The 21,656-nt window shown below is 45.6% G+C and carries 21 protein-coding genes; 14 read left to right on the top strand and 7 right to left on the bottom strand.

Translation table 11 applies throughout. From position 1 onward, the window contains the following. Nucleotides 1–274: 274 nt before the first annotated feature. Complete coding sequence (locus L5M18_RS13165) at nt 275–547, bottom strand: hypothetical protein (protein WP_263197246.1); 273 nt, start codon at nt 545–547, stop codon at nt 275–277. Between the two features lie 97 nt (nt 548–644). After that, nucleotides 645–1,055, bottom strand: a complete 411-nt coding sequence (locus L5M18_RS13160; RefSeq protein WP_263197245.1) for a hypothetical protein — start codon at nt 1,053–1,055, stop codon at nt 645–647. A gap of 899 nt (nt 1,056–1,954) precedes the next feature. Here L5M18_RS13160 and thrS point away from each other — a divergent pair. Continuing rightward, nucleotides 1,955–3,154, top strand: coding sequence for a threonine--tRNA ligase (gene thrS / locus L5M18_RS13155; RefSeq protein WP_263197243.1), 1,200 nt, complete (start codon nt 1,955–1,957; stop codon nt 3,152–3,154). 220 nt (nt 3,155–3,374) lie between these two features. On the opposite strand, the gene L5M18_RS13150 is transcribed toward thrS, so the two are convergent. Further along, nucleotides 3,375–3,875 (bottom strand): DedA family protein, encoded by a 501-nt coding sequence (locus L5M18_RS13150; RefSeq protein ID WP_263197242.1) that lies wholly within the window; start codon nt 3,873–3,875, stop codon nt 3,375–3,377. On the opposite strand from L5M18_RS13150, the gene L5M18_RS13145 reads away from it, so the two are divergent. Together L5M18_RS13145 and L5M18_RS13140 are read left to right on the top strand one after the other, a co-directional pair. Next, nucleotides 3,852–4,247 carry a VIT1/CCC1 transporter family protein gene (locus tag L5M18_RS13145; protein WP_263197240.1) on the top strand — a complete coding sequence of 132 codons (396 nt, stop codon included), beginning with the start codon at nt 3,852–3,854 and terminating at the stop codon, nt 4,245–4,247. The genes L5M18_RS13150 and L5M18_RS13145 overlap by 24 nt on opposite strands. A 405-nt stretch (nt 4,248–4,652) precedes the next feature. After that, nucleotides 4,653–4,949, top strand: a complete 297-nt coding sequence (locus L5M18_RS13140) for a hypothetical protein (RefSeq protein ID WP_263197238.1) — start codon at nt 4,653–4,655, stop codon at nt 4,947–4,949. Nucleotides 4,950–5,108: 159 nt separating this feature from the next. Here the strand turns inward: L5M18_RS13140 and L5M18_RS13135 are convergent, their stop codons facing one another. Genes L5M18_RS13135 through L5M18_RS13120 form a run of 4 tightly spaced genes read right to left on the bottom strand, consistent with a single transcriptional unit; the run spans nt 5,109 to nt 7,771 of the window. Next, a complete protein-coding gene (locus L5M18_RS13135) occupies nt 5,109–5,441 on the bottom strand; it encodes a hypothetical protein (RefSeq protein ID WP_263197237.1) in 333 nt (110 codons plus the stop codon). A gap of 36 nt (nt 5,442–5,477) precedes the next feature. Then, nucleotides 5,478–6,326 carry an HD domain-containing protein gene (locus L5M18_RS13130; RefSeq protein ID WP_164717952.1) on the bottom strand — a complete coding sequence of 283 codons (849 nt, stop codon included), beginning with the start codon at nt 6,324–6,326 and terminating at the stop codon, nt 5,478–5,480. 1 nt (nt 6,327) lies between these two features. Next, nucleotides 6,328–7,542, bottom strand: coding sequence for a site-specific integrase (locus L5M18_RS13125; RefSeq protein ID WP_126513119.1), 1,215 nt, complete (start codon nt 7,540–7,542; stop codon nt 6,328–6,330). After that, a complete protein-coding gene (locus tag L5M18_RS13120; protein ID WP_126513120.1) occupies nt 7,535–7,771 on the bottom strand; it encodes a hypothetical protein in 237 nt (78 codons plus the stop codon). Before L5M18_RS13120 ends, L5M18_RS13125 begins: the two co-directional genes overlap by 8 nt. A gap of 120 nt (nt 7,772–7,891) precedes the next feature. On the opposite strand from L5M18_RS13120, the gene L5M18_RS13115 reads away from it, so the two are divergent. The 11 genes from L5M18_RS13115 (at nt 7,892) to pglX (L5M18_RS13065) (ending at nt 21,634) form a co-directional block, all read left to right on the top strand. Further along, complete coding sequence (locus tag L5M18_RS13115) at nt 7,892–8,116, top strand: helix-turn-helix domain-containing protein (protein WP_126513121.1); 225 nt, start codon at nt 7,892–7,894, stop codon at nt 8,114–8,116. Between the two features lie 341 nt (nt 8,117–8,457). Further along, entirely contained in the window at nt 8,458–9,372 is a 915-nt protein-coding gene (locus L5M18_RS13110) for a WYL domain-containing protein (protein WP_263197233.1), read from the top strand. Continuing rightward, on the top strand, nt 9,369–9,968 hold the full coding sequence (locus tag L5M18_RS13105) for a DUF1819 family protein (RefSeq protein WP_263197232.1): 600 nt from the start codon (nt 9,369–9,371) through the stop codon (nt 9,966–9,968). Before L5M18_RS13110 ends, L5M18_RS13105 begins: the two co-directional genes overlap by 4 nt. Further along, complete coding sequence (locus tag L5M18_RS13100) at nt 9,965–10,579, top strand: DUF1788 domain-containing protein (RefSeq protein ID WP_126513123.1); 615 nt, start codon at nt 9,965–9,967, stop codon at nt 10,577–10,579. Before L5M18_RS13105 ends, L5M18_RS13100 begins: the two co-directional genes overlap by 4 nt. A gap of 89 nt (nt 10,580–10,668) precedes the next feature. Next, nucleotides 10,669–14,409 (top strand): BREX system P-loop protein BrxC, encoded by a 3,741-nt coding sequence (gene brxC, locus L5M18_RS13095; protein ID WP_263197229.1) that lies wholly within the window; start codon nt 10,669–10,671, stop codon nt 14,407–14,409. A 24-nt stretch (nt 14,410–14,433) separates the two neighbouring features. Continuing rightward, nucleotides 14,434–16,017: a hypothetical protein gene (locus L5M18_RS13090; protein ID WP_263197228.1), complete on the top strand. Its 1,584-nt coding sequence runs from the start codon at nt 14,434–14,436 to the stop codon at nt 16,015–16,017. Next, nucleotides 16,017–16,988: a hypothetical protein gene (locus L5M18_RS13085; protein WP_263197226.1), complete on the top strand. Its 972-nt coding sequence runs from the start codon at nt 16,017–16,019 to the stop codon at nt 16,986–16,988. Before L5M18_RS13090 ends, L5M18_RS13085 begins: the two co-directional genes overlap by 1 nt. A gap of 59 nt (nt 16,989–17,047) precedes the next feature. Then, the gene (gene pglX, locus L5M18_RS13080) at nt 17,048–19,021 is read left to right on the top strand and encodes a BREX-1 system adenine-specific DNA-methyltransferase PglX (RefSeq protein WP_263197224.1); all 1,974 of its coding nucleotides are present in this window, start codon (nt 17,048–17,050) and stop codon (nt 19,019–19,021) included. Between the two features lie 2 nt (nt 19,022–19,023). Continuing rightward, entirely contained in the window at nt 19,024–19,194 is a 171-nt protein-coding gene (locus tag L5M18_RS13075; protein ID WP_263197222.1) for a BREX-1 system adenine-specific DNA-methyltransferase PglX, read from the top strand. 2 nt (nt 19,195–19,196) lie between these two features. Next, the gene (locus tag L5M18_RS13070) at nt 19,197–19,883 is read left to right on the top strand and encodes a hypothetical protein (RefSeq protein WP_263197220.1); all 687 of its coding nucleotides are present in this window, start codon (nt 19,197–19,199) and stop codon (nt 19,881–19,883) included. Next, complete coding sequence (pglX, locus tag L5M18_RS13065) at nt 19,880–21,634, top strand: BREX-1 system adenine-specific DNA-methyltransferase PglX (RefSeq protein WP_263197219.1); 1,755 nt, start codon at nt 19,880–19,882, stop codon at nt 21,632–21,634. The genes L5M18_RS13070 and pglX (L5M18_RS13065) overlap by 4 nt, the downstream gene beginning before the upstream one ends. Nucleotides 21,635–21,656: the final 22 nt, after the last annotated feature.

Below are 21,656 nucleotides of genomic sequence, written 5' to 3'. Positions count from 1 at the left end.
AAAAGCAATATGCGGGGAATAAATGTCCAGTTTTTGTTGAAACCGGAAAAACAGGACATATATGGAACAAAATAGGACATTGGCCTTGCTAACCCCGAGGTGACCATATATGTCCTAACTCCGATCCTAACTCTTTATCCTAGCTATCGAGGTATAAAACAGCGGTCTGTGGGGCGGTTTTTTGTTGGGTGATATTATGTTTACTCTGCCCACTTATTTTAGTAGATGATACTAAACCATGTGATTTAAGATGGGGGCCTAATTTACGTCCTAGTTATTTTTTTGCGACTATTTCAAACATTCCTTTAAAGTAATTCGCGAGATACCTAAAATAGGAACCTTGCTCTTCTTTATCTTCTTTGACTAACAAGTAAGTTAGCGGTGAGAGTGGCACAAATATTAGCAAAAATAAGCTAGCCAGTAATATTATTACAATCAACTCTATAAACCTGAAACGATCTGACAACGCTCCCACGCCATAACATAAAAGAATTACTAATAAAACGAAGATGTTCCATCCTGCAAAGCTTGCTGCTAACGTTGCCATCGTGTTTCCTTATCAATGTGATATAACCTAACGCTTTGTGAAGACACTGCATAGGCTGACCCACAGAGGCCACATCATTTGCGGCCGGAGTGAATTGTTATGTCGTTGCCTCTAATGGCGCTGAACCGTTCTGTTCTAGCACCGAGTGACTCCAGCTAGCCTTATTTGCTTTCATGAACACATAGCCAAACAGCAGTGTTGTTCCAATATTGCCTATAAAAACTTGTGTGACCAGCAGAACGAATATTTCCTTATCGGATAGGTTTCCTCCGCTCAGTGCCAAATAACTGATTACCAACGAAAACGGTATTAGAATTAAGGCGGTAAATAACCAGTACTTCAGAAGTTTTCTAATTATGAGGAGTATTGGTGACACAGTCTTGCCTTGTCTTTTCAAGCGAAATCGCCTGATGAACTGTGCTGGAATCGAAAATAAGCAATAGAAGAAAACTAACCCAGAGGCAAGGTTTATCAGTTCGACAAAGAGTTGTAATACATTGTTGTTCATGTGCTTTTCCTAAAAATAAGTGGGGTCAGAGTAAACTTTTTAAAAAAATTGATTTGCTTCTTCTTCCCTAAATGGCGGCTCGATAATTGAGTTCGAGTTTTGCTCTGCTTTTTCCTTAGTGGTCATACTTTAACCTTCGTTATGCGGTTTAATCAATGCGTTTTATCACAAAACTTATTTTAAAGAATGACTTGTGACTATGTTGCTCTGATTGACGAGCATTTGTGTCGTCGTACTTTAGATTTCGATTTTTTGTAGGGGGAGATGTACGACGAAATTAAACAGGATTAAGCACTGTCATGTAAGTGACCGTCCGTGGCAGGGATGCCACGGTCGAGCATACAGGATGTACTTGCTGCGTGTCACTGGAGTGACAGTGCTTAATTGTGATAGCTAGGAAAGCAGTAATTCAGGCTTTATCTTTGATCTTGCGAGCCCGCAGATATACATAAGAGTTAAACAAGATTAAGTACTTCGAGCATATACGGACTTGAGCAATATCCCTATTTAACTGCCTGCTCGCCTTCCATGGCTCTCGTTCATAAGCTCAGAAACCCKAGGTTTCTATTCATCGAGTCACTGGAATGACAGTGCTTAATTACTGATATTGAAAGCGAATAGTAAAGTTATGTCATGCCTGTGGACGACAGGCATGTGGCTAGAGGCCATGTGGCATTTATAAATAAAATGCTTGCTGCGATAGGGATGATTTGTTATTACTGGCCCATGAACAAAATATACGTAAGCGCAATTAACACCACCACTACCACCACGAGAATTCTCGGGGGGTAGTTTTTTGCGTCTTTAAAAAAACCCTCTGAGCGAAATCGCCAGGGGGTTTTTTTATACCTTGGTTTTGTATTTCGCTCAGATTTAACTCAGATTTAACTCAGGAGAGAATGATGAAAACACATCGCGAAATTGCAGAACAACTTGACCTGTTTCACTCTGAACCACAGGCGCCTGGCATGATTTTTTGGCACCCGAATGGCTGGGCGTTATTCCGAGATATTCAAGAGCACATGAGGCGCGTGTATCGCCGCAATGGTTTTGAGGAGGTGAACACGCCTGTTTTTATGAAGAAGGAGTTATGGCAAACATCTGGGCATATGGACATGTTTGTAGACAACATGTTTTTCGGTGGCGGAAAGGAAAACATCGATGAATATGTGTTAAAACCTATGTCTTGTCCTGCCCATATTTTGCTGTTTAAGCGCGGGGTACATAGCCATAGAGATTTGCCACTGCGACTATTTGAGTTTGGCTTAGTTCACCGCAATGAATCCTCTGGCTCGTTAAATGGTTGCCTACGCGCACGCCAGTTCACTCAGGATGATGCCCATGTTTTTTGTTGTTGGTCTCAGGCGGAAGTGGAGATATGTGGCTTTCTCCAACGGGCAAAGCAGGTTTATGGCGATTACGGTTACCATAATTTAGACGTAAAAATATCGACTAAACCTGAAAAGGCATTAGGCAGCGATGAGCAATGGTGTCGAGCACAAAAGCTATTGTATTCAGCCTGCCAGATTGAGGGCTTTGATGCCGAGTATCAAGCTGGCGAAGGGGCTTTTTATGGCCCCAAAATTGAACTGTCACTGACAGATTCTATGGGAAGACGCTGGCAGTGTGGCACTATCCAGTTTGATTTTAATTTGCCTGAAAGATTCGATGTTCACTACACCAATGAGCAAGGTGAATTCGAACGGCCAGTGATTATGCACCAAGCTATGTATGGCTCTATCGAGCGTTGGTTGGGGATCCTCTTGGAAGTATCACAGGGCAATCTCCCGGATTGGTTACATCCTGTACCTGTCGCTATCGCCTCAGTGAATGAGTCAAACAGCCAATTTGTCCGCCAGCTAGAGGCACTATGTTTAGCACGAGACATGCGAGTGTTGGTTGATATCAGTCAAAACTCAGTTGCCCGCAAAATGAAACGCTTTCACAAGCAAAAAGTGCCTTACATTTTGACTGTTGGGGATAAGGAAGAGGCTGAAAATAGGGTTGCGGTTAAGTGTCGCAAAGACGGCGTTATGACTCACATCCCTATTTCTGAATTAGCTGACTACCTTGTGGATAAACTCGAGCGCAAGCTATGACGTAAGGAAGACTGAGATTGGTACCTATGGCTAGCTAGGGTTCCCATCGCTAGCCTTTTACTCATTTTGTTTGTTTAGATGGTGTTGGGCGCAGCAATACTTAATCCGCTGTAACCCTTGAGAGTGGAGTTTTGCCAATCCTAAATCATTGCGCCGCCTGTAACTCATTTGGACGTTGAATCTGATCCAGTTATTTCACTGTTGGGCATTGTGCTAGGGGTCAATCCCGTGGCTGCGCGGCCTTGCGTTTGCTTATCCAGCGCCACACCAGTGCCACCATGCCGCCTAAAAGTAATACCACTGGCAGATAGATGATGAAATTGAGGAACTGTGACTGGTATTCCGCTGCCAGTTTGGTGTGGCTCAGGTAATAACCGAACCCAACCAACGGGCAGATCCACATGATGGAGCTGATCAGATTGACGATAAGAAAGCGCCCCTGGGGCAGTTCAGTCGCGCCGACGATATAGGGATAGGCAGTGCGCACGAAGGCGATGTAACGGGCGGTGATCAGGGTCAGGATGCCGTATTTGTCCAGCAGGTAGTAGACCTTCTCCTTGTGCCTGTCTTCCACATGGGACATTAGCCTATGATACATCTGGGTATGGCCGAGGAAGCGCCCCTGCATGTAGCCGAGCCAAGTGCCAATAAAGGTGGCCATGATCAGCAGCGGGATCACCCCGAGGGACAAGACATCTTGATAAATGAGCGCGCCGGTCAAAAACAGATTGCCGACCTGCTACCGGAGCGACTCGCGGTAGTGGTCACTCCCGCCGCGCTCGAGACGTTGCGCCAGTCTTTGCTCAAGATATCGCTGACGGCGCGTCCGAGACTGGGACTTCAGGATTTGATCTCTGCGGTCTGTGTGTTCGCGCTAGTGGTGCTGGCAACATTTCCTATCGTCATTCCGTTTATATTTATTCCCGAGGCGGTGCTGGCACTACGCATTTCTAACTGGGTGGCGGTGGCGTTGTTGTTTATTTGCGGCGTAGTGTTGGGGCGCCATGCGGGGGGCAACTGGTTTATCTACGGTACCTCGTTTGCGATTATCGGTGCGGTATTGGTCAACGCGATTATCGCGCTCGGCGGTTGATCGCCACTCGCCTAGTGACATGATTTTCGTGCACTGTGCGCGAGTTAATCAGCACAGAAGGTAATATACTGATGAAAATTATTCAAAAATAGTGCTCATTTCAAAGAGTGGCAAAGCGAAAGAGTTAAACGCTAATCCACAGTTGAGAGTTAAATTTACCTACTGTAAAGGGGGGATTAAGGTCGAGCGCTGGGGATATTTTGGATATGCGATCTCGTCTCCAGATAAATTTTCAAAGTCATCAATTGCACGAATTGAACAACATGCCCAAGAAAAATTGAGTTCAGGTCTGGCAGCCATAAATGATGCTATAAGCTTTTACGCATCAGATTATGGCGATGTTGAATACTCTCGCGTTGAAATAGCGCAGTTATAGTAAACGTATTTGTAAATGGAGTTCATGTTATGAAGCATAGAGATCAGAAAAAGAAAGTAAAACAGGTAAAACAAGCGGTTTCATCAGCGTTTACGCTCTATTGTGTTGCTTGGGTAGCATATGAAGACGACGAATTTGGATATCCAGAAACAGATGGCTATTCGTTACATGTCAGTGAATATAGTCGAGATAAATTTATAAAGGAACGTATGGCATTGTCTCCGGTTTTATCCCCTAGCTTGCATGAAAATATTGTAGACCCTGCTTTATATCGTAAAGTACGAGATAAAGGGGGAGAACTATTGACCCCGCACGTGATTTGGTAAATTTATCAATGCTTTGATTTGTTGATTACGCCAATAAATCTTGGTGCCACGTGAATCGGTTTTCGTGGAAGAATCATTAGCAATGAACGACTGCCATCATTGAGCTTCACCTGCATTTTTCTATCTGACTATGCAGATCTTCATTTAAATGCGTGGGTTTTATGAAAAATTAAGATGTAATTTGAAACCAAAAACCATATGACCTGTTCCGTCTTTAATCATTTTAGCAACGATGGGTAAATGGAATTGAAGATTAAAAGCGCAATATAAGGCAGGGTAGTCTTCTCTGCCTGTATCATAGATAAACTCATCATTATCAGCTAATAGTTTGAAAGCGCCTTGTATCTTCTCCAATGAAAAAAATGTCAGCTCCTTCGCATAAAAAGGATCAACGAAATTGACGATCTCTTCAATAGAACCAGAGGCAAAAACATCAGTTCGACCTTCACCTGTTGCAAAATACTGTGCATGACCTATATAGATTTGTTTCATAACCGCTTTCCTTATAAAAATTTACAAATTGTTTAGTCAATACATAATGTTACCATTTACTTTAGTAAAGTAATAATGCGGTGGTAGAGCTTTAAATTGCAATTTTGCAAAGTTAGATTCCGCTGAAGTTCGGTCTGCCTGTTTTAATACATGCTCAATTGGGTATCGGGTCTTATGTCCATATGGTTTTGCGGCTAGAAGCTCACATAGCATTGAAAAAACGCGGCTATTTATTGTTCCGAGTTCCCCTAATGGTTTAGCCAATAGCGCAAAAGCATAACGCTCATGAGTGCCTGCATGGTATTTGTCACTATTCATTTGTAGAGCGGGATAGATTTTTCCAATATCATGAAATAGAGCAGCAACCAGACCAGTCTGACATTCAACATCAGAATGCCCTAGATGCTTTGCGTTTTGATACGTCATTTCGGCCACTTCAATACTATGTTCAAACAAACCTCCTTGGGTACAGTGATGATGCTTAAAACTGGCTTCAGAATTCATGAATAGCCTTAGTACGCGCTCATTATCTAAAATGAAGTCGATGAATGGTTTGAATTCTGCCATTGTCACTAAGCCAATCAGTCTTAGGAAACGACCGACTAAGTTTTCATTATGGTCGTGAACAAAATTCACCAATTGATGATATTGACTTTTCGTGCATCTAGTTGATATCGACTGTATAGCACAAACCACGATATTATCTTGGTAGTCATTAGATAATGCCATCAGTGCAGGACCATTGCTTATGTAACAATTCCTTGCTATAGCAGTTGATGTAATGGCGTTAAAGGTGCGTTTCGATGAAATAAATTCACAGTTTGCCGTGGGTAGGCTTGCACTTAGTTTGATGTCATTTATCCAAACAAAGACAGGGTTATTCATCTTAATTCTCCTGAATAGCATCAAAATTAACGTGTTCAATGAGTCGGTCGAATGCACTACCATCTTGTCTGGTCGCATTGGGTACATAACGGCTATAGACTTCAAATAACATTTTCGTCGTGCTGTGCCCCATTTGCTTGGCGATCCATTCTGGGTTTTCACCGGCGGCTAGCCATAACGTCGCACATGTATGTCTTGTTTGATAAGGTCGCCTTCTTTTTAGGTGCATCTCATCTAATGCTGGATACCAAACACGTTTTGTCACATTGCGATGATCAAGAGGATTGCCACTTGCATTGCAAAATACATAAGTCTTACTCCCTGTCACTTTTCGTTGTCGTTTTAGTGCTTCAACGACAGGTTGTGACAATTGTATGCTTCTATATGATGCTGATGTTTTAGGTGTCTCTACATTGCCGTCAACAAGCGTCTCTTGGATCAAAATTTCGTTGCGGTCCAAATTAACAAACTGCCATTTAAGCCCATCAATTTCAGCAGTCCTCATAGCAGTGAAAAATCTCACTGTATAATAGTCGCGAAAATCTTCACGCACTCTCGACAAGAAAAGCTGAACTTCTGCCAGTGAAAACGGTTCAATGGCTGTCTTATCAATTTTTAACGGTTTGATATTGATAAACGGAGTAGGGAAGTCGAACCGCAAAGCCGCTTCATTTAGGATCCCACGAAGCGGCGTCATCACATGGTTTATCCAGTCGTTACTGAGTTTTTCTTTCACTCCTGGACGTCGAGAGTCTGAAATTGACGATCTAAATTTAATCAAGCTGGGTCGTGTAATTTCGTTAATCCTAATATTGCCAAATACGGGTAATAAGTAGCTTTCAATGATCATTTGCACATTCTTATAATGACTTTTTTTCCATTGGATCTTATTTTCTGCAACCCATTCCCCGACAAAACCCTCAAAAGTAGGGATATTAGACATAATATTCACTGTCAATGGTTCCACTTGTTCAGCCAGATGCTGCTGCACTCTCAAGTCGTATTCAGAAAATTGACTACACCTTGAGCTGGATGGGAAATAGGATTTAAACACAAATCGATTTAATCTAATTTCAGCTTCGATCGTATTTAAAATACTGGTTAATTTTGAGCGGTTTAAACGATTATCTATCAATACCGTTTGCTCTCTGCATCTAATGCCTTCGTAAGAGAAATCGAAAAATAGCTTTCCATCGCGCGCTCTAATGTTACCCATGGCAAACACCTCCTCGAGCCATTGGAACGACAATTTTGCTTGGCTGAGCGGTTCTAAAAAGCTCCAGCTCAATTACTTCCCAGATGTAGAAAATTTTTCTACCGCCAAAAGGTTTGATGTAATGAACACCTTCAATGAACACACTATCTTTCAATGTGTGGTTGATATATGCCGCACTAAACTTTATCCTTTGAGAAAGTTCTTTCGCATTCAGTAATGTTTGTTTCATAAATGCCTCTTATGTTCTTTAGGCTTTCACATTGTTCCATATGGGAACATTAAATCAGTTGTTGAATGTTCTTTCAAGGAACATTTTCAATATTTTTAGCGCATTCAAAGGTCAATTAAAGTGATTAGGTTTAAAATCAAAGAGTTAATAGCTGAAAAAGAATTTAAAGAAAGAAGAAAAATTACTTTGCAGGAGGTTGCTGATTCCGCTGGGGTAAACAGAACAGCCTTGTCTAAGATGATGAATCCTAGCTACCAGTACTCGACAACAACAAAAGCAATCGATTCATTGTGTGCCTATTTCGGCTGTAACGTTGAAGATGTAATTGTTTATGTAAATGAATAAGTTAAATAGTAACGTAAACGAGAACATCGTTAAGACGGTTTAACCGCACGGTCATGTTTGCTAACTGAACTTACAGATATGTTCCCCAAGAAAAGCGCCCAATGTAGCCCATTTCTCTTTACCTATTCACAAACTTTGCTTTAAATTCAAATACTTAACATAGAGGCTGGCCTATGTCATGGGCTGAAAGTGGAACATTTATCTCACATCACAGACTTAATTACTGGAAGGGCTAGCTGATTAACAATCTTCTTGTTAATATCAACCTACTTTAATTCAGTAGGCAGTGTAACAAATCTCAGTTTGTTGTACCGTCAGCATGAGTAAACTAAGGATAGCTTTTGACTCAACTGCCTTCGATTCCGCTTACATTGGACAGTTTAACGCTTGCACAGCGCGAGCGACTGGCTCACATTGATTTTGTGTTAATGTTCAAAGGTGAAGCCCGCCGAAGAGATCTTATCGAGCGCTTCAATATTGCCCCTTCCGTTGCGACCCAAGACTTTGCCCGTTACAAAGAAATTGCGCCGCAAAATGTGGTTTATGATGAAAAGCGTAAGCAACATCTCAAGGCTGCGTCCTTTATATCCCTTTTCGATTTTGACGTGATCAGAACTCTAGCTACCTTAAGCCAAGGGTTTGGAGATGGTTTTTTACGGCAAGGCTTTCCGACTATTACCTGCGAAAGTCCATATCGTCTTAATCGTCCTGCTATCCAAATTGTCGCGGCAATCAGTGAGGGCATTTACAAAGCTTCTTCGCTAAAAATCACTTATCACTCCTTATCATCGGGTAAATCGGTGCGTGAGATAGTTCCCCATACACTGGTCGATACGGGCCTTCGCTGGCATGTTCGTGCATATGACAGAACGAGCAATGAATTTCGTGATTTTGTACTCAGTCGTATTGAGGCGGCTATGCCCCATGGTGATGAGCCAGTGGACCATGAGCTGCAAGCCAAGGACAAACAGTGGAACCGCATCGTGGAATTGGAACTGATCCCTCATCCCTACATTAGTCATAAGGAAGCGATTGAACGGGATTATCAAATGCAGCAGGGCGGGTTAAAAATTGATATCAGAGCCGCCTTGGCAGGTTACTTACTCAGATTATGGAATGTTGATTGTAGCCAAGATCATACCCTTAAAGGGCCAGAGCTACATCTGGCGCTCAAAAATCATCAGGCGCTCTACGGCGTTGAAAACCTCGTCTTAGCACCTGGGATGAACTCCCATTCTGGAAGTCCAATTTTATGAATGCAAAAGCATACTTAGGCGACATTATCGGTGGCAGCATCATGCTTCGTGAAAGCAGGGTTATCGCCAAGCTACTTAAGTCGCACCCAGATGATCAGCAATGGCTACAGGCCATTGTTGATGAAAATATATTACAAAAACCTTCAGTTCACAGCGCAAAACGGATGGCAAGCACAGTCCGAAAACGTATTGAACCCTTAGGGGAAGCGTTTTGGGCGGACCTCGAGGTCGCTCAAGATGAGCTAGCGAATCAGCTCCTGTTATTTGCCGTGATGAAACAATCACCAGTGCTATCAGATTTTATGATGACAACCGTTTCTGACGCGCGGCGCATGTACCGCGAAGTGCTCAGATTAGATGATTGGCAGGAATTTATTGACTCAAGATTTAGGGTAATCGAGGGGCTTGAAAAGTACTCAACTGCCTCGATCCAAAAAATTGGCTCGAATATATTCAAAATCCTTGCGGATGCAGGCTTTCTCGAGTCTGGCCGCAGTAAAAAACTCAAAAATGTTTATCTGCAACCCGAGCTTACTGATTGGTGTAATCAGTTCGATTGCACCCATATTCTTAATGCCATGGAAAGTGCACGATGAACTTGCAACAGGAAAGCAAAACCTCGCTGATAACGCGATTAGATGCGATAGAAGAGCGCCTCAAAAGTGACAGCTTTTTAAACAACCAAGAACTGGGTGGTGAGATTGGTTTTTATATTTTCGATTACCCACCCCAGTACGAGTTAATGATAAGGGATCACCTTGCAAGCACTTTAGGCAAGCTTGAGCGTCAGAGTTATCGATTACTACATCTGAACCTGTTTGAAGAAATCATCGAAATGCTCCGAAGCCGAAAACTTCTAGATAAAGCCTTTGAAATGGAAATACAAAAGGGCACCGAAGCACTGGCAAAAGCCCTCAAGGGCCCACTGGAGCAAGGCAAGGTCGCGAGTCAATTATCCGAAAAAATTCAAGCCCTGCAGCCTCAGTTTGTGGTGCTATCAGGCCTTGGGCAATGTTGGCCATTACTTAGAGGTCACAGCCTATTAAATGCACTGCACGCCAAAATGGCACACACACCTTTGGTGCTGATGTACCCAGGGCGTTATACGGGGCTTGAGTTATACCCCTTCGATTTTGATTCTGCTGAGATCTCACAGGCAAACTACTATCGGGCATTTCCGTTGGTGCCTAGAGCAAAGCACTATTAACCAATGAATGTAAGTAAACAGACTTAACCATAAAAACCAGCAACGGAATGCCAGATAAAAATCTGAGCCGTCATTTTCGGGAAGACATTATGCAATTAAAAGACTTATTCAACAAAGAGCTCGACCGTCCAATCAATGGCGTTGTTAAAGCCGATCAGCTCGATGAACAAATTGTTTGGAGCGAACTGGATGAATATGTAGTCACCCGAGAGCTTGACCGTCACTTGCGCCGTTTTTTTGAGTCCTACCTGCCTGGTATAGCCAATCCCGATGATCCTGCTGTTGCCGGTAAAATAGGTATATGGGTATCGGGTTATTTTGGTTCGGGTAAATCGCATTTTATTAAAATTTTGTCTTATTTGCTGGGCAATCAAAAGGCCATTAACAAGGGTGAAACCCGCGCTGCGATAGAGTTCTTCAAATCAAAAATCACCGACAGCCTGCTGTTTAGCGATATCCACGCCGCAGTGAATCGTGACACCGATGTGATCTTATTCAACATCGATAGTCGTGCAGATACCGAAGATAAAGAAGATGCCATTCTCAAAGTCTTTCTGCGAGTGTTTAACGAGCGCTTAGGGTACAGCGCCGATCACCCCCATATTGCCCACCTTGAGCGCGAGCTTGATGAACGCGGTCAATATCAAGCATTTAAAGACAAGTTTTTTGAGGTCAAGGGCGATCACTGGGAAGATGAGCGTGATGCTTATGGTTTCTGCCGTGACGAAATGGCCATCGCTTGGTCCCATGCCACAGGGCAGTCTGAGGCATCCTCGATACAGAGTATGGAAAACCTCGAGTCGATGTTTACCCTCGACATCGCCAACTTTGCTAAATGGGTGAGGGAGTATTTAGATCGCTGTGGCGATAAGCGCATTCTGTTTTTAGTCGATGAAGTAGGCCAGTTTATTGGCAGCAACACACAGATGATGCTCAAACTGCAAACCATCACCGAAAATCTTGGCACCGCCTGTGGTGGCCGGGCATGGGTTATTGTTACCTCGCAGGAAGATATTGATGCTGTCCTTGGTGATCTCAGTGCTAAAAAGGGCCAAGATTTTTCAAAAATTCAAGGTCGTTTCCATACACGGATTTCTCTCTCATCATCCAATACCAGTGAAGTGATCCAAGCGAGGTTGCTCGAAAAGAGTCCAACAGCCAAAGATGAACTCGCAGCCTTGTATGCAAGAAAGGGCGATATCCTCAAAAACCAGCTCGCCTTTGACAGCAATACCACGGTAGAGCTCAATAGCTTTGAGGACAATGTCCAATTTATCGACCATTATCCTTTTGTACCTTATCAATATTTGCTGGTACAAAAGGTGTTTGAGGCTATCCGTAAAGTCGGCGCCACAGGTAAGCACCTCTCCCGCGGTGAGCGTTCATTGCTAGATGCGTTTCAAAATGCTGCGCGGCAATTTATGCAAGAATCCGTAGGTGTGCTCATTCCGTTTCATGCCTTTTATCCCGCTATCGAGTCGTTTCTAGATACCAACGTCAAACGTATTTTCGAGCAGGCCGCCGAGAAAAAGACCCTAGAACCTTACGATGTATGCATTCTAAAAACGCTGTTTTTAATTCGCTATGTCGATATTCTTAAATCGACCTTAGATAATTTGGTGACGCTGTCTATTGAAGAAATCGACACCGATAAAGTAGCCCTAAAAAGTCGGATTGAAGCCAGCCTTAACCGTTTAGAAAATCAGTTACTGATCACCCGTAATGGTGATGAATATGTGTTCCTCACCGATGATGAGAAAGCCATCGAACAGGAAATCAAGCACACCCAAGTAGAGTCTACTGAAGAAAACCGCCAACTAGCGAAACTGGTATTCGACGAGGTCCTCGGCGGCAAGCGTCAGTATCGTTATCCGGTCAATAAACAAGATTATCCCTTAAGCCGGTTCTGTAATGGCCACCCAATTGATGGCAGTTTGCAAACCGATTTAGTGCTCAAAGTGATTTCCCCCTTGGATGCCAATTATGACACTTACCATGAGCAAGCCTGCAAAGCCATGAGCAATGAAGGGCAGGGTTGTGTGCTATTACGATTACCCAGCGATAAGCGCCTTTGGGATGAGTTTGATACTTGGCTTAAAACTGAAAAATTCCTCTCAGGGATCCGCGGTCAGCGCCCAGAGCAAGAAAAATTGCTCGCCGAAAAAGCCATGGAAAACACCAGTCGTCGCAAACGCTTAAGCTTGGCCTTTGAAGATCTGGTTAAGCAAGCGCCTTGCTATGCCCTTGGCAGCGAACTCAATGTTAAAGCCGCCAATGTCGTGAGCATTATTGACGAGTGTTTTGCCTATGTCATTGAAAACTCATTCCAAAAACTTAACTTGCTTAAAAATTCAGGCAACGCACCATTACAAGAGCTTAAGGCCGTCGTCACCGCCGATGATCTGGCTCAGCTTAATCTCGGCCTTGGCGAGCAAGATCCTAATGCGGGCGCTAAGCAAGAAATTGCTCTTTTCTTGGATGTGGCTGATTCAGCCAATAAGCCAGTGTATTTAAAGGATATGCTGGAGCGATTTACTGGCCGTCCTTTTGGCTGGAACCGCGATGAAGTGATACTGCAACTTGCGTACCTAGTACTGCAAGGTAAGGTGGCGCTGTCAACGCCTGCGGGGGATTTACCCCTTAAACGCAGTTATGAGCAATTTACCTCAGTTCGCAGTTTTGCCACCTTGCGTCTACGGCGCGTGAGGCAACACTCCGAGCTGCAAATCAGCAAAGCGGCAAAGCTTGCCAAAGAGATTTTTAACAAGCCCTTTGAGGTGAGCGAAAAAGAACTAGCCAAAAAGCTGTTGGAAGAACTTAACAGCTGGCAGGCGCTGCTCAGAGACTTCACCCAAAAAGCCAATTTATCCGATTGCCCCGGCAAAACGGTATTAGAGCAGGGCACCCGTTTAGTGGCTACCTTGCTGGAGCAGCAAAACAACAGCTTTAGCCTAATCGAACAATTACAAAGCCACAGCAATGATCTGCAAGACTTTGCCGAGGACTTTGAAGAAGTCGAAGAGTTCTTTACCCGCCAATTTGAGACTTGGCAACAGCTCAAGCGCGCGATAGGCGAGCAATTTGCCGCTAACCGCCATGCCTTGGAACAAGATACCGAAGCCGCCAATGCCTTCAATGAGCTTGAGCTTATCGTCAAGGCGGCCGCGCCCTACGCTAAGCTGCGTACGGTCGCAACTCACATTGATACCCTAAAACGCGTCAATCAGCGCTTGATCGAGACTCGCCGTTACGCCGCAGTGGTTAGCATTGATACCGTTAAGCAAAGTTGTGTCAGTTTACTGGCAGGTTTACCGGATGAGCTTTGCAATCGCGCCCTGCATCCCTTTGAAGACCTAAAACAAAAGGTCGCCCAAAGCCACTCGCTGCATGAAATGTTGAGTTTTGAGAAACAAGCCGATGAGCTCGAAGATGATGTCATTGACATCATCAACACGTACAGCGCTGCGCAGCAGGCACAGTTAGACCAGGCACAGCAGGGCTTAAAGGTGACAGAGCCGGGCACAGGATCACAAGCCGTAGCTGGCGGCGCATCTACATCTGGTGCATCTACAGCAGGCGCAGCAACAACAATGGAGGCAACCACCACTGCCATGACTCCGTCGGCGTGTACAACACAGCTTGTTAAACCAGAGCCTGTTACACCACCGGCCCCTGTCGCCAAGCCGATTGAAATAGTCTCGCCCACCGAGCTGTTAGGTGCTAGTCATATGTTTATTGAAACCCCGGATGATATCGAAGCCTATCTCGACAAGCTGCGCAGCCGCTTAAACGATGCCATCAGCGCTGGCAAGCGGGTACGGATTAAGTAAGGTAAGGGATTCGGGGAACTACAGATGAAACGGACTCAACAACCAAGCAAAACCAAAGAATCGTTGAAGGAGCAGCGATTTAATGAGCTGAAGATCAGTTTGCGAGAACAGACGTTACAGAGTGTGATTGGCCCTTTTGGGTTAACTCCGGCCATGTTCGATGACAAAACCGGCGGCAATGTCACAACCCTGCATAACTTTGAAAAAGGGATCACAGCAACAAATCAGGAAAAAGCCAAATTTGATGAGTTGGTACAAAAGAGCTCTGAAAAAAAGTTTCGTAGATCCGACTATGACAAATATCTTCCTGCCAAACGTAAAAAAATGTTTAAGCAGGAGGATGCACCGATTAGTGCTTATACAGGGAACGAGTTAACCAGAGATGTTCAAACTCATTTGGATCATGTTCGCGCAGTGAAAAGTATCGAAATGGACTCTAAAGCTAATTTGTTTATGACGAAAGAGCAGCGGGTTGAGATGGCTAACCAAGACGCCAATCTGGTGCCGGCGGAAGGGCGTATCAACCAGTCAATGCAAGATCAGGATAAACGCGAATGGTCGGCACAGCAGCGTAAAGCAGATAAAGGTAAGACTAACGCTGAGTACTTTGAACTAGATAGCTATGTATTCGAGCAAACTGTAAAGAATTCGGAGCGCGCTATTGAGCGTGACCTACTTGTAGCGCAACTCAAAAAGCAGGGCAGCGAGCTGGCTATGACTGGTGCTAAAGAAGCCGGAAAGAACGCATTAAGGCAAGCCCTAGGCGTCTTACTCTTCGAATTCGTCAACGGCATTTTTGTAGAGTGGCCACCGTTTAAAGAACCGGGGTTTATTGACAGGCTGATAGCGGCCTTTAAACGGGTTGCTAACAGAGTCATTAACAAACTGGGTAGTGCTTTAGATGCCGCGATTCAGGGCGGGGTTCAGGGCTTTGTCAGTAACCTGCTGACGTTTATCATCAATTCCGTGGTGACGACGTCTGCCAAGGTGGTCACCATCATCCGCGAAGGTATGAAGGGGCTGTGGGAGGCTGTCAAAATGATAGCAAATCCACCTGAGCATATGAGCTCAGATGAGGTGTTCCGTCAGGTAACCAAAATCATCGCGGGGGTGGTCACCATGTCACTCGGCATGCTATTCGAAGAGTCCGTAAATGCATTTCTTGTATCAACAGGCATGCTTTATGCTGGGGCTGTCTCGCAAGTTATTACGGGGTTACTTACTGGGATAATTTCAGCACTGGTTATATACGGTCTCGATAACTTGTTTGACAGACTTGCCGAAAAAGGCACTGATCTGTTGCATGCTAAAGAAGCCAATCTTGATGAACTACAAAGTAATTTGTTACACATGGCTGACTTGCTTGAGGCGCAGTTCAAAAACTCAGCAATGTATCAAGATATTGCAAAAACCTATCTCCAAATAGGGCTAGCGCTCGAGACAGCTTGTGAAGCGTCTACTGCGACCCATGAATCCTGTGACAAAGACTGGCTTGCCAAAGAACAGTTACTCGAAGAGCTCAGCCTGAAAAAACAGCAATACCAGGACAGCCAGCAAGAGCTAGACGCGTTAATGGCCGACATAAATATCAAGGGATGGGGTGCATAGTGGAAAATCAAACAAGCAGCCTGATTCAGTCTGTCGCACATTCAGATATACCTGATGACTTTCTGCGTGCTGTGGATATGAAAAGCCTGTTACAAGGCTTGTCTGCCGATTACAAACAAATGGATAACCTCAAATCTGCCAGAAAAGAATTCGAGGAGCGTAACTTTCTCGGTCGATGGTGGAACAAGAGCGAGCTTGAGGATGCAACACTGGATGCAGCAGAGTTGCAGGCAAGTTTTTCCAAGAAAATTGGTCAATTAATGGTGTTGAGTGTTGCCCAGTCTAAGCAATTGGTAAACCAGCAGGAAGAGTTGGCAATACAGCAAGAAATTATCCAAGAACAAACACAGCATCTTGCAGCCAGTGATGAAAAGATCCTGCAGCAACAACAGGCATTATCTGAACAAAATCTTAAACTAGAGCAACTGGTCACGGAATATTTTGAGCTGAAGGGGCTGACGCAAGAAGGGGCCATTCAGCTGATCAAAATTGCTAACGAGGTTAAACATACCAAAGATCAACTGATTGAATTCGTTGAGCAGCAAACCTTAGAGATACGTCAATCACAGCAATTGTTACAGCAAGCGCAATCTGAGTTGATAAATCAGGTAGAACATCAACTTGATCAAGCCTTAGCAGTGCATGACACACGCCGGCAAGCGGAAATGACTCAGCAGCGAATGGAATGGGCCCACGCATTGGATGTCCAGCAAACGGCGTTGAATAAGCTTGCAGCCTCAACCGGGCAATATCACCAATTGCAGTCACAAACCATTGAAAGCCATCAGGCATTATTACAAACCCAGGCGCAAGAGCTGGCTCAATTGCGCTGTGATATGAAACGCACTGAATCGGGCTGGCAAAAACGTGCTCGCCGTTGGTTGATATCCACGGTTGCAACAAATGCACTCTTTATCTCTGCATTAGTATATCTTGCATATCAGTTGCACCTACAGCAGGCGTTATTCTGATTTTGTCATCAGATGAGTGCAGTGTTGCCAAAAATAATTAAGCATATTCCGGATGGACCATGAACACCAATAACCTTAAAAAAGTCGCGCCCCGCGCCCGCACCGCCTTTATCAAGGCCATTACTGCCCGTGCCGCTGAGTTTGGTTTAACCGCCAAGGGCATCAGCGCGCCCGTGCTCAGCGGCGATGTGCTGCAGGTTGCCGGATACACCCATCCGGCCCGTGTCAGTGCGCCGCTTAAGCGCTTAACGCAGCGCATCGAATCCGAAGGGCTGGCCGCCGTGATAGAGCAGATGGCCTACACCTGGTTTAACCGTTTCTGCGCTATCCGCTTTATGGAGCTCAAAAGCGAAGAGGGATATCTTGAACATGGCGTGCGAATCTTATCGCACCCCACTCAGCCCCAAGGCTTTGAGGTGCTAGATCGTGCTACTGAGGTCATTGACTCGTTAATGGAGGAGGGCGTAGCCCTCGATAAAGCCGCGCTGCTGGAGCTGATGCTCGTCGGTAATCAGCAGGAGGCGCTGTTTCGCGAGCTTTTGCTTGGTCAGTGCCACCGCCTGCATGGCGCCATGCCATTCCTGTTTGAAGCCATCGACGATGAAACCGAACTCTTGTTGCCCCAGGGGCTCACCCGTACCGACGCCTTCTGGCGCGAGCTGGTGGATGGGATCCCGGAAGAAGACTGGAACCAGGTCGAGGTCATTGGCTGGCTGTATCAGTTTTATATCAGCGAGAAAAAAGATGAAGTCATCGGCAAGGTGGTCAAATCCGCTGACATTCCCGCCGCCACCCAGCTGTTTACCCCCAACTGGATTGTGCAATATCTGGTGCAAAACTCGGTTGGGCGCTATTGGCTGCAAACCTACCCAGGCTCGCCCTTGGCTGGCGATATGCCCTACTATGTGGCGCCGGGTGAGCAGCCCGCCGAAGTGCTGGCCGAGCTGGCAAGATTAACGCCCACCAGCATTGAGCCCGAATCCATCACAGTGCTGGACCCTGCCTGTGGCTCCGGCCACATTCTGGTCGAAGCCTATAACATCCTTTATCGCATTTACGAAGAGCGCAGTTACCGCAGCCGCGAGATCCCCGAGCTTATCCTCAGCCACAACCTCTATGGCCTCGATATTGACGACCGCGCCGCCCAGCTCGCCGGCTTTGCGCTAATGATGCGCGCCCGTCAGGATGATCGCCGGCTCTTTTCTCGTGAAATCCAGCTCAATATTTATGCTCTGCAGGAGAGCCGAGCGCTCAATATCCCTAAGCTGTGGCAGGCGCTTAACCTGAACGCCGACTGGGACAGAGGGCAGGTGCAGGATCTGTTTGCCAGTGCCCCGATAACCCTTGCAAGCAGCGATGCACGGCTAGCGCTGCTTGAGGATTTACAGCAGCGCTTTAGTGACGCCAAAACCTTAGGCTCCTTGATTGCGGTGCCAGCCGATAAAGCCGAGGCCATCGCCGAGCTGCTCACCACCCTCAAGGGCTTAAGTGAACGCGGCGATGCCATGCAAAAACCGGCGGCTCAGGCGCTGCTGCCGCTGCTCAAGCAAGCCAGCGTACTCACCAAACGCTATGATGCCGTGATTGCCAACCCACCCTATATGGGCGGCAAGGGCATGAATGCCGATTTAAAAGAGTTTGCTAAAAAGCAGTTCCCCGATAGCAAATCAGATCTATTCGCCATGTTTATGGAAAGTGGCTTCGATCTGCTAAAGCCCAACGCATTTCATGCCATGGTGACCATGCAAAGTTGGATGTTCCTTTCGTCTTACGAAAATCTGCGCATCAAGTTGCTCAATCATTCCGCCATCGAATGTATGGCACATATGGCCAATATGGTGATGGGGATTGCCTTTGGTACGGCTGCAACAGTGTGCCGTAAAGGAGGTAATCGCTTGACTCGTGGTGGTTTCTGTTATGTCGAATATGAAGATATTGACGACAATGGCCGCCCGAAGCAGTTTCCGCCGCTAAACGAGCGCAACTTGAAAGCGGTCAAGCAGTGCAGCGCAGCCAGCGAGCAGGGAGAGTAACCATGCACATCCCAACCATAAACAGTATCTGTGGCGAGGTGGTCTCTACCGCCGCCTTTGTGCTGGCCCAGCCCCATCTGCCCACCTATCAGGGCGGATATTTCCGCTTAGTGGATGGCAATAGCGAAGCAGAAAAAGCGGCGATGTTTAAGTCCGCGCTAAATGGTGAATGAAAATGACACTGCCAACCCATAAGCAGCTAATGCTCTCTGAGATTGCAGCGAATGACGCGTTGAAAGTGGCGCACATTCAAGCTGAGCGTAAGCATGCCCAAACGCTGCAAGAGGCGGGGTTTACTACGGCTGCTTTTCTGCACCTGTGGATAGTCACCGAAGTAGCAGCCAAAGAGCTGATGAGTATCTACAAATACACCAAAGAAACTCAGGCTGCGCTTAAAAAACTCCAGCCAGAGCTAAAACGTGCATTACAGCCTCATCTCACTGTCTCTTCTAAAAAAGAAGCACAGGCACAGGCACAAACGCTTTCTGCTAAGGCGTTGCCCTCTCTGATTGGCCCATTGCAGAGCATCTTCAAAGACCATGCCCAAAGCAGCAGTCGGCAACTGGATCTCGCGGTAATTAAGTCAGCGCTTGAATTGTTGGCACAGGACATTGATATAGCGCTGTTGGATTATTTATTGGGCACCAAGGAAAAGCCATTGCCTGACGGAGTTAGCTTGGGTGGCAAAACTACTATTCGTAATCGAAGAAATGATCTGGTGCATACCAATGGCCAAGTCGATGACGCAACCATGACACAGTTACGGCCCGTTTTTGAGTATTTTTTTGATTTGTTAGCGCAACTACAACCGTTGGCGAAAACCAATCTACAACCCGATTTAAAAAATGAGGTGGCCCAATGAGCCAGCAACAGAATAACGACATGCAACAACACTTTTACCGCGCCTCAGCGGCGGATTTTGGCAAAATCCCGGGGAGCCCGGTGGCTTATTGGCTAAGTCATACAATTGCAGATCTTTTTTCATCTACAGAAATATATGAAAAACATTTTCATATAAAGGCTGGCATTTGTACTGGTAAAAATGAAGATTTTATTAATTTATGGCATGAGATTGATTTCGGATTTCTGAGGAAGTCCGAACATGGCGAATTCAAATATACCCCTCATAATAAGGGGGGGGAGTTCAGAAAATGGTATGGTAACTTTGACTCCATCTTAAAATATTCTCAAAAACATCTTGATGCTATGTCAAAAAATCTAGGATTTAGACATGATGGTAAAGAATATTATTTCATGGAACATGTTGGGTGGTCAAAAATCACATCATCTAAATCAAGCTTTAGAAAATACCCAACGGGATTTACATTCGACTCTGCCGGTCTCGGCCTTTTCTGTAAAGAAGAAGGGTATTTAGAAAGTGCACTTGCATTTCTAAATTCAAATATATCGACTTACATACTTGCCTTACTTAACCCAACACTAAATGTAACACCTCAAATTTTAAAAAAAATTCCATTCACATTAGCCCCAGATAGAGCTTTAGAAAACCTTCAGTTATTAGTGGAAATTTCCAAAAATGATTGGAACTCCTATGAGACATCATGGGAATTCCCTTCTCTACCTTTATTATATTCAAAAAATCATCAACCTAAAATCAGTGCAGGTTGCCAACATGCTCGCTCAAACTGGCTTGCCACCACCCTCGAAATGCAGCGTCTGGAAGAAGAAAATAACCGCCTCTTTATCGACGGCTATGGTCTGCAGGATGAATTGACACCCGAGGTGCCTTTAAACGAAATCACCCTGACCTGTAACCCGCACTATCGCTATGGCGGTAATCTGACTGACGACGAGCGGGAGGCACGGCTGCAATCGGACACCATTGCTGAACTCATCTCCTACGCCATCGGCTGCATGATGGGCCGCTATTCGCTGGACCGCGACGGGCTGGTGTACGCCTATGCTGGTAACGAGGGCTTTAAGGCGCTGGAGGAAGAGGGCGCTTATACCAGCTTTGCCGCCGATGACGATGGCATTTTGCCATTAACCTCTGAAAACTGGTTTAGCGATGATGTGGCGGCGCGCATCGAGGCCTTTGTCGCCACGGTTTGGGGCAAAGAGTCGCTCGAGGAAAACCTTAGCTTTATTGCCGACAGTCTTAATCTTTACGCGGTGAAACCGGTGAAAAAGGGCGGCGAAACGGCGCGCGAGACCATTCGTCGTTACCTTTCAAGCCAGTTTTATAAAGATCATCTTAAAACCTACAAAAAGCGGCCGATTTACTGGCTGTTCAGCTCCGGCAAGGAAAAGGCCTTCGAGTGTCTGGTCTATCTGCACCGTTATAACGAATCGACCCTGCCACGGATGCGCACCGAATACGTCACCCCGCTGCTTGGCCAAATGGCGAGCCGTATCGAACGCAAACGCATGGAACAAACCGAAGCCAGCACCGCGGAAGCTAAGCGCATTGGCAAAGAGATCGACAGCCTCAATAAACAGCTTACCGAGCTGCGCGCCTTTGACGACCAGCTTAAACACCACGCCGATATGCGCATCACCCTGGATCTCGATGACGGGGTCAAGGTCAACTACGGCAAATTCGGCACCTTGCTCAGTGATGTGAAAGCCATCACCGGCGATAAGGGCGAGTGAGATTGACGCCAGTGATACAGAA

This window comes from Shewanella sp. SM20 (assembly GCF_025654545.1).
GTDB lineage: Bacteria > Pseudomonadota > Gammaproteobacteria > Enterobacterales > Shewanellaceae > Shewanella > Shewanella oncorhynchi.
Note: the sequence above shows the minus strand (reverse complement) of the source record. Positions and strands in the feature narration are given on the sequence as shown.

Bases quoted from the DNA above. Each gene is read 5' to 3' on its own strand.
- L5M18_RS13120 (WP_126513120.1), bottom strand. From the start codon at position 7,771: ATGAAACAAACATTACTGAATGCGAAAGAACTTTCTCAAAGGATAAAG.
- L5M18_RS13160 (WP_263197245.1), bottom strand. From the start codon at position 1,055: ATGAACAACAATGTATTACAACTCTTTGTCGAACTGATAAACCTTGCC.
- L5M18_RS13070 (WP_263197220.1), top strand. From the start codon at position 19,197: ATGACACTGCCAACCCATAAGCAGCTAATGCTCTCTGAGATTGCAGCG.
- L5M18_RS13100 (WP_126513123.1), top strand. From the start codon at position 9,965: ATGAACTTGCAACAGGAAAGCAAAACCTCGCTGATAACGCGATTAGAT.
- L5M18_RS13165 (WP_263197246.1), bottom strand. From the start codon at position 547: ATGGCAACGTTAGCAGCAAGCTTTGCAGGATGGAACATCTTCGTTTTA.
- L5M18_RS13130 (WP_164717952.1), bottom strand. From the start codon at position 6,326: ATGAATAACCCTGTCTTTGTTTGGATAAATGACATCAAACTAAGTGCA.
- L5M18_RS13090 (WP_263197228.1), top strand. From the start codon at position 14,434: ATGAAACGGACTCAACAACCAAGCAAAACCAAAGAATCGTTGAAGGAG.
- brxC (WP_263197229.1), top strand. From the start codon at position 10,669: ATGCAATTAAAAGACTTATTCAACAAAGAGCTCGACCGTCCAATCAAT.
- L5M18_RS13105 (WP_263197232.1), top strand. From the start codon at position 9,369: ATGAATGCAAAAGCATACTTAGGCGACATTATCGGTGGCAGCATCATG.
- L5M18_RS13075 (WP_263197222.1), top strand. From the start codon at position 19,024: ATGCACATCCCAACCATAAACAGTATCTGTGGCGAGGTGGTCTCTACC.
- pglX (WP_263197219.1), top strand. From the start codon at position 19,880: ATGAGCCAGCAACAGAATAACGACATGCAACAACACTTTTACCGCGCC.
- L5M18_RS13140 (WP_263197238.1), top strand. From the start codon at position 4,653: ATGAAGCATAGAGATCAGAAAAAGAAAGTAAAACAGGTAAAACAAGCG.
- L5M18_RS13125 (WP_126513119.1), bottom strand. From the start codon at position 7,542: ATGGGTAACATTAGAGCGCGCGATGGAAAGCTATTTTTCGATTTCTCT.
- L5M18_RS13135 (WP_263197237.1), bottom strand. From the start codon at position 5,441: ATGAAACAAATCTATATAGGTCATGCACAGTATTTTGCAACAGGTGAA.
- thrS (WP_263197243.1), top strand. From the start codon at position 1,955: ATGATGAAAACACATCGCGAAATTGCAGAACAACTTGACCTGTTTCAC.
- pglX (WP_263197224.1), top strand. From the start codon at position 17,048: ATGAACACCAATAACCTTAAAAAAGTCGCGCCCCGCGCCCGCACCGCC.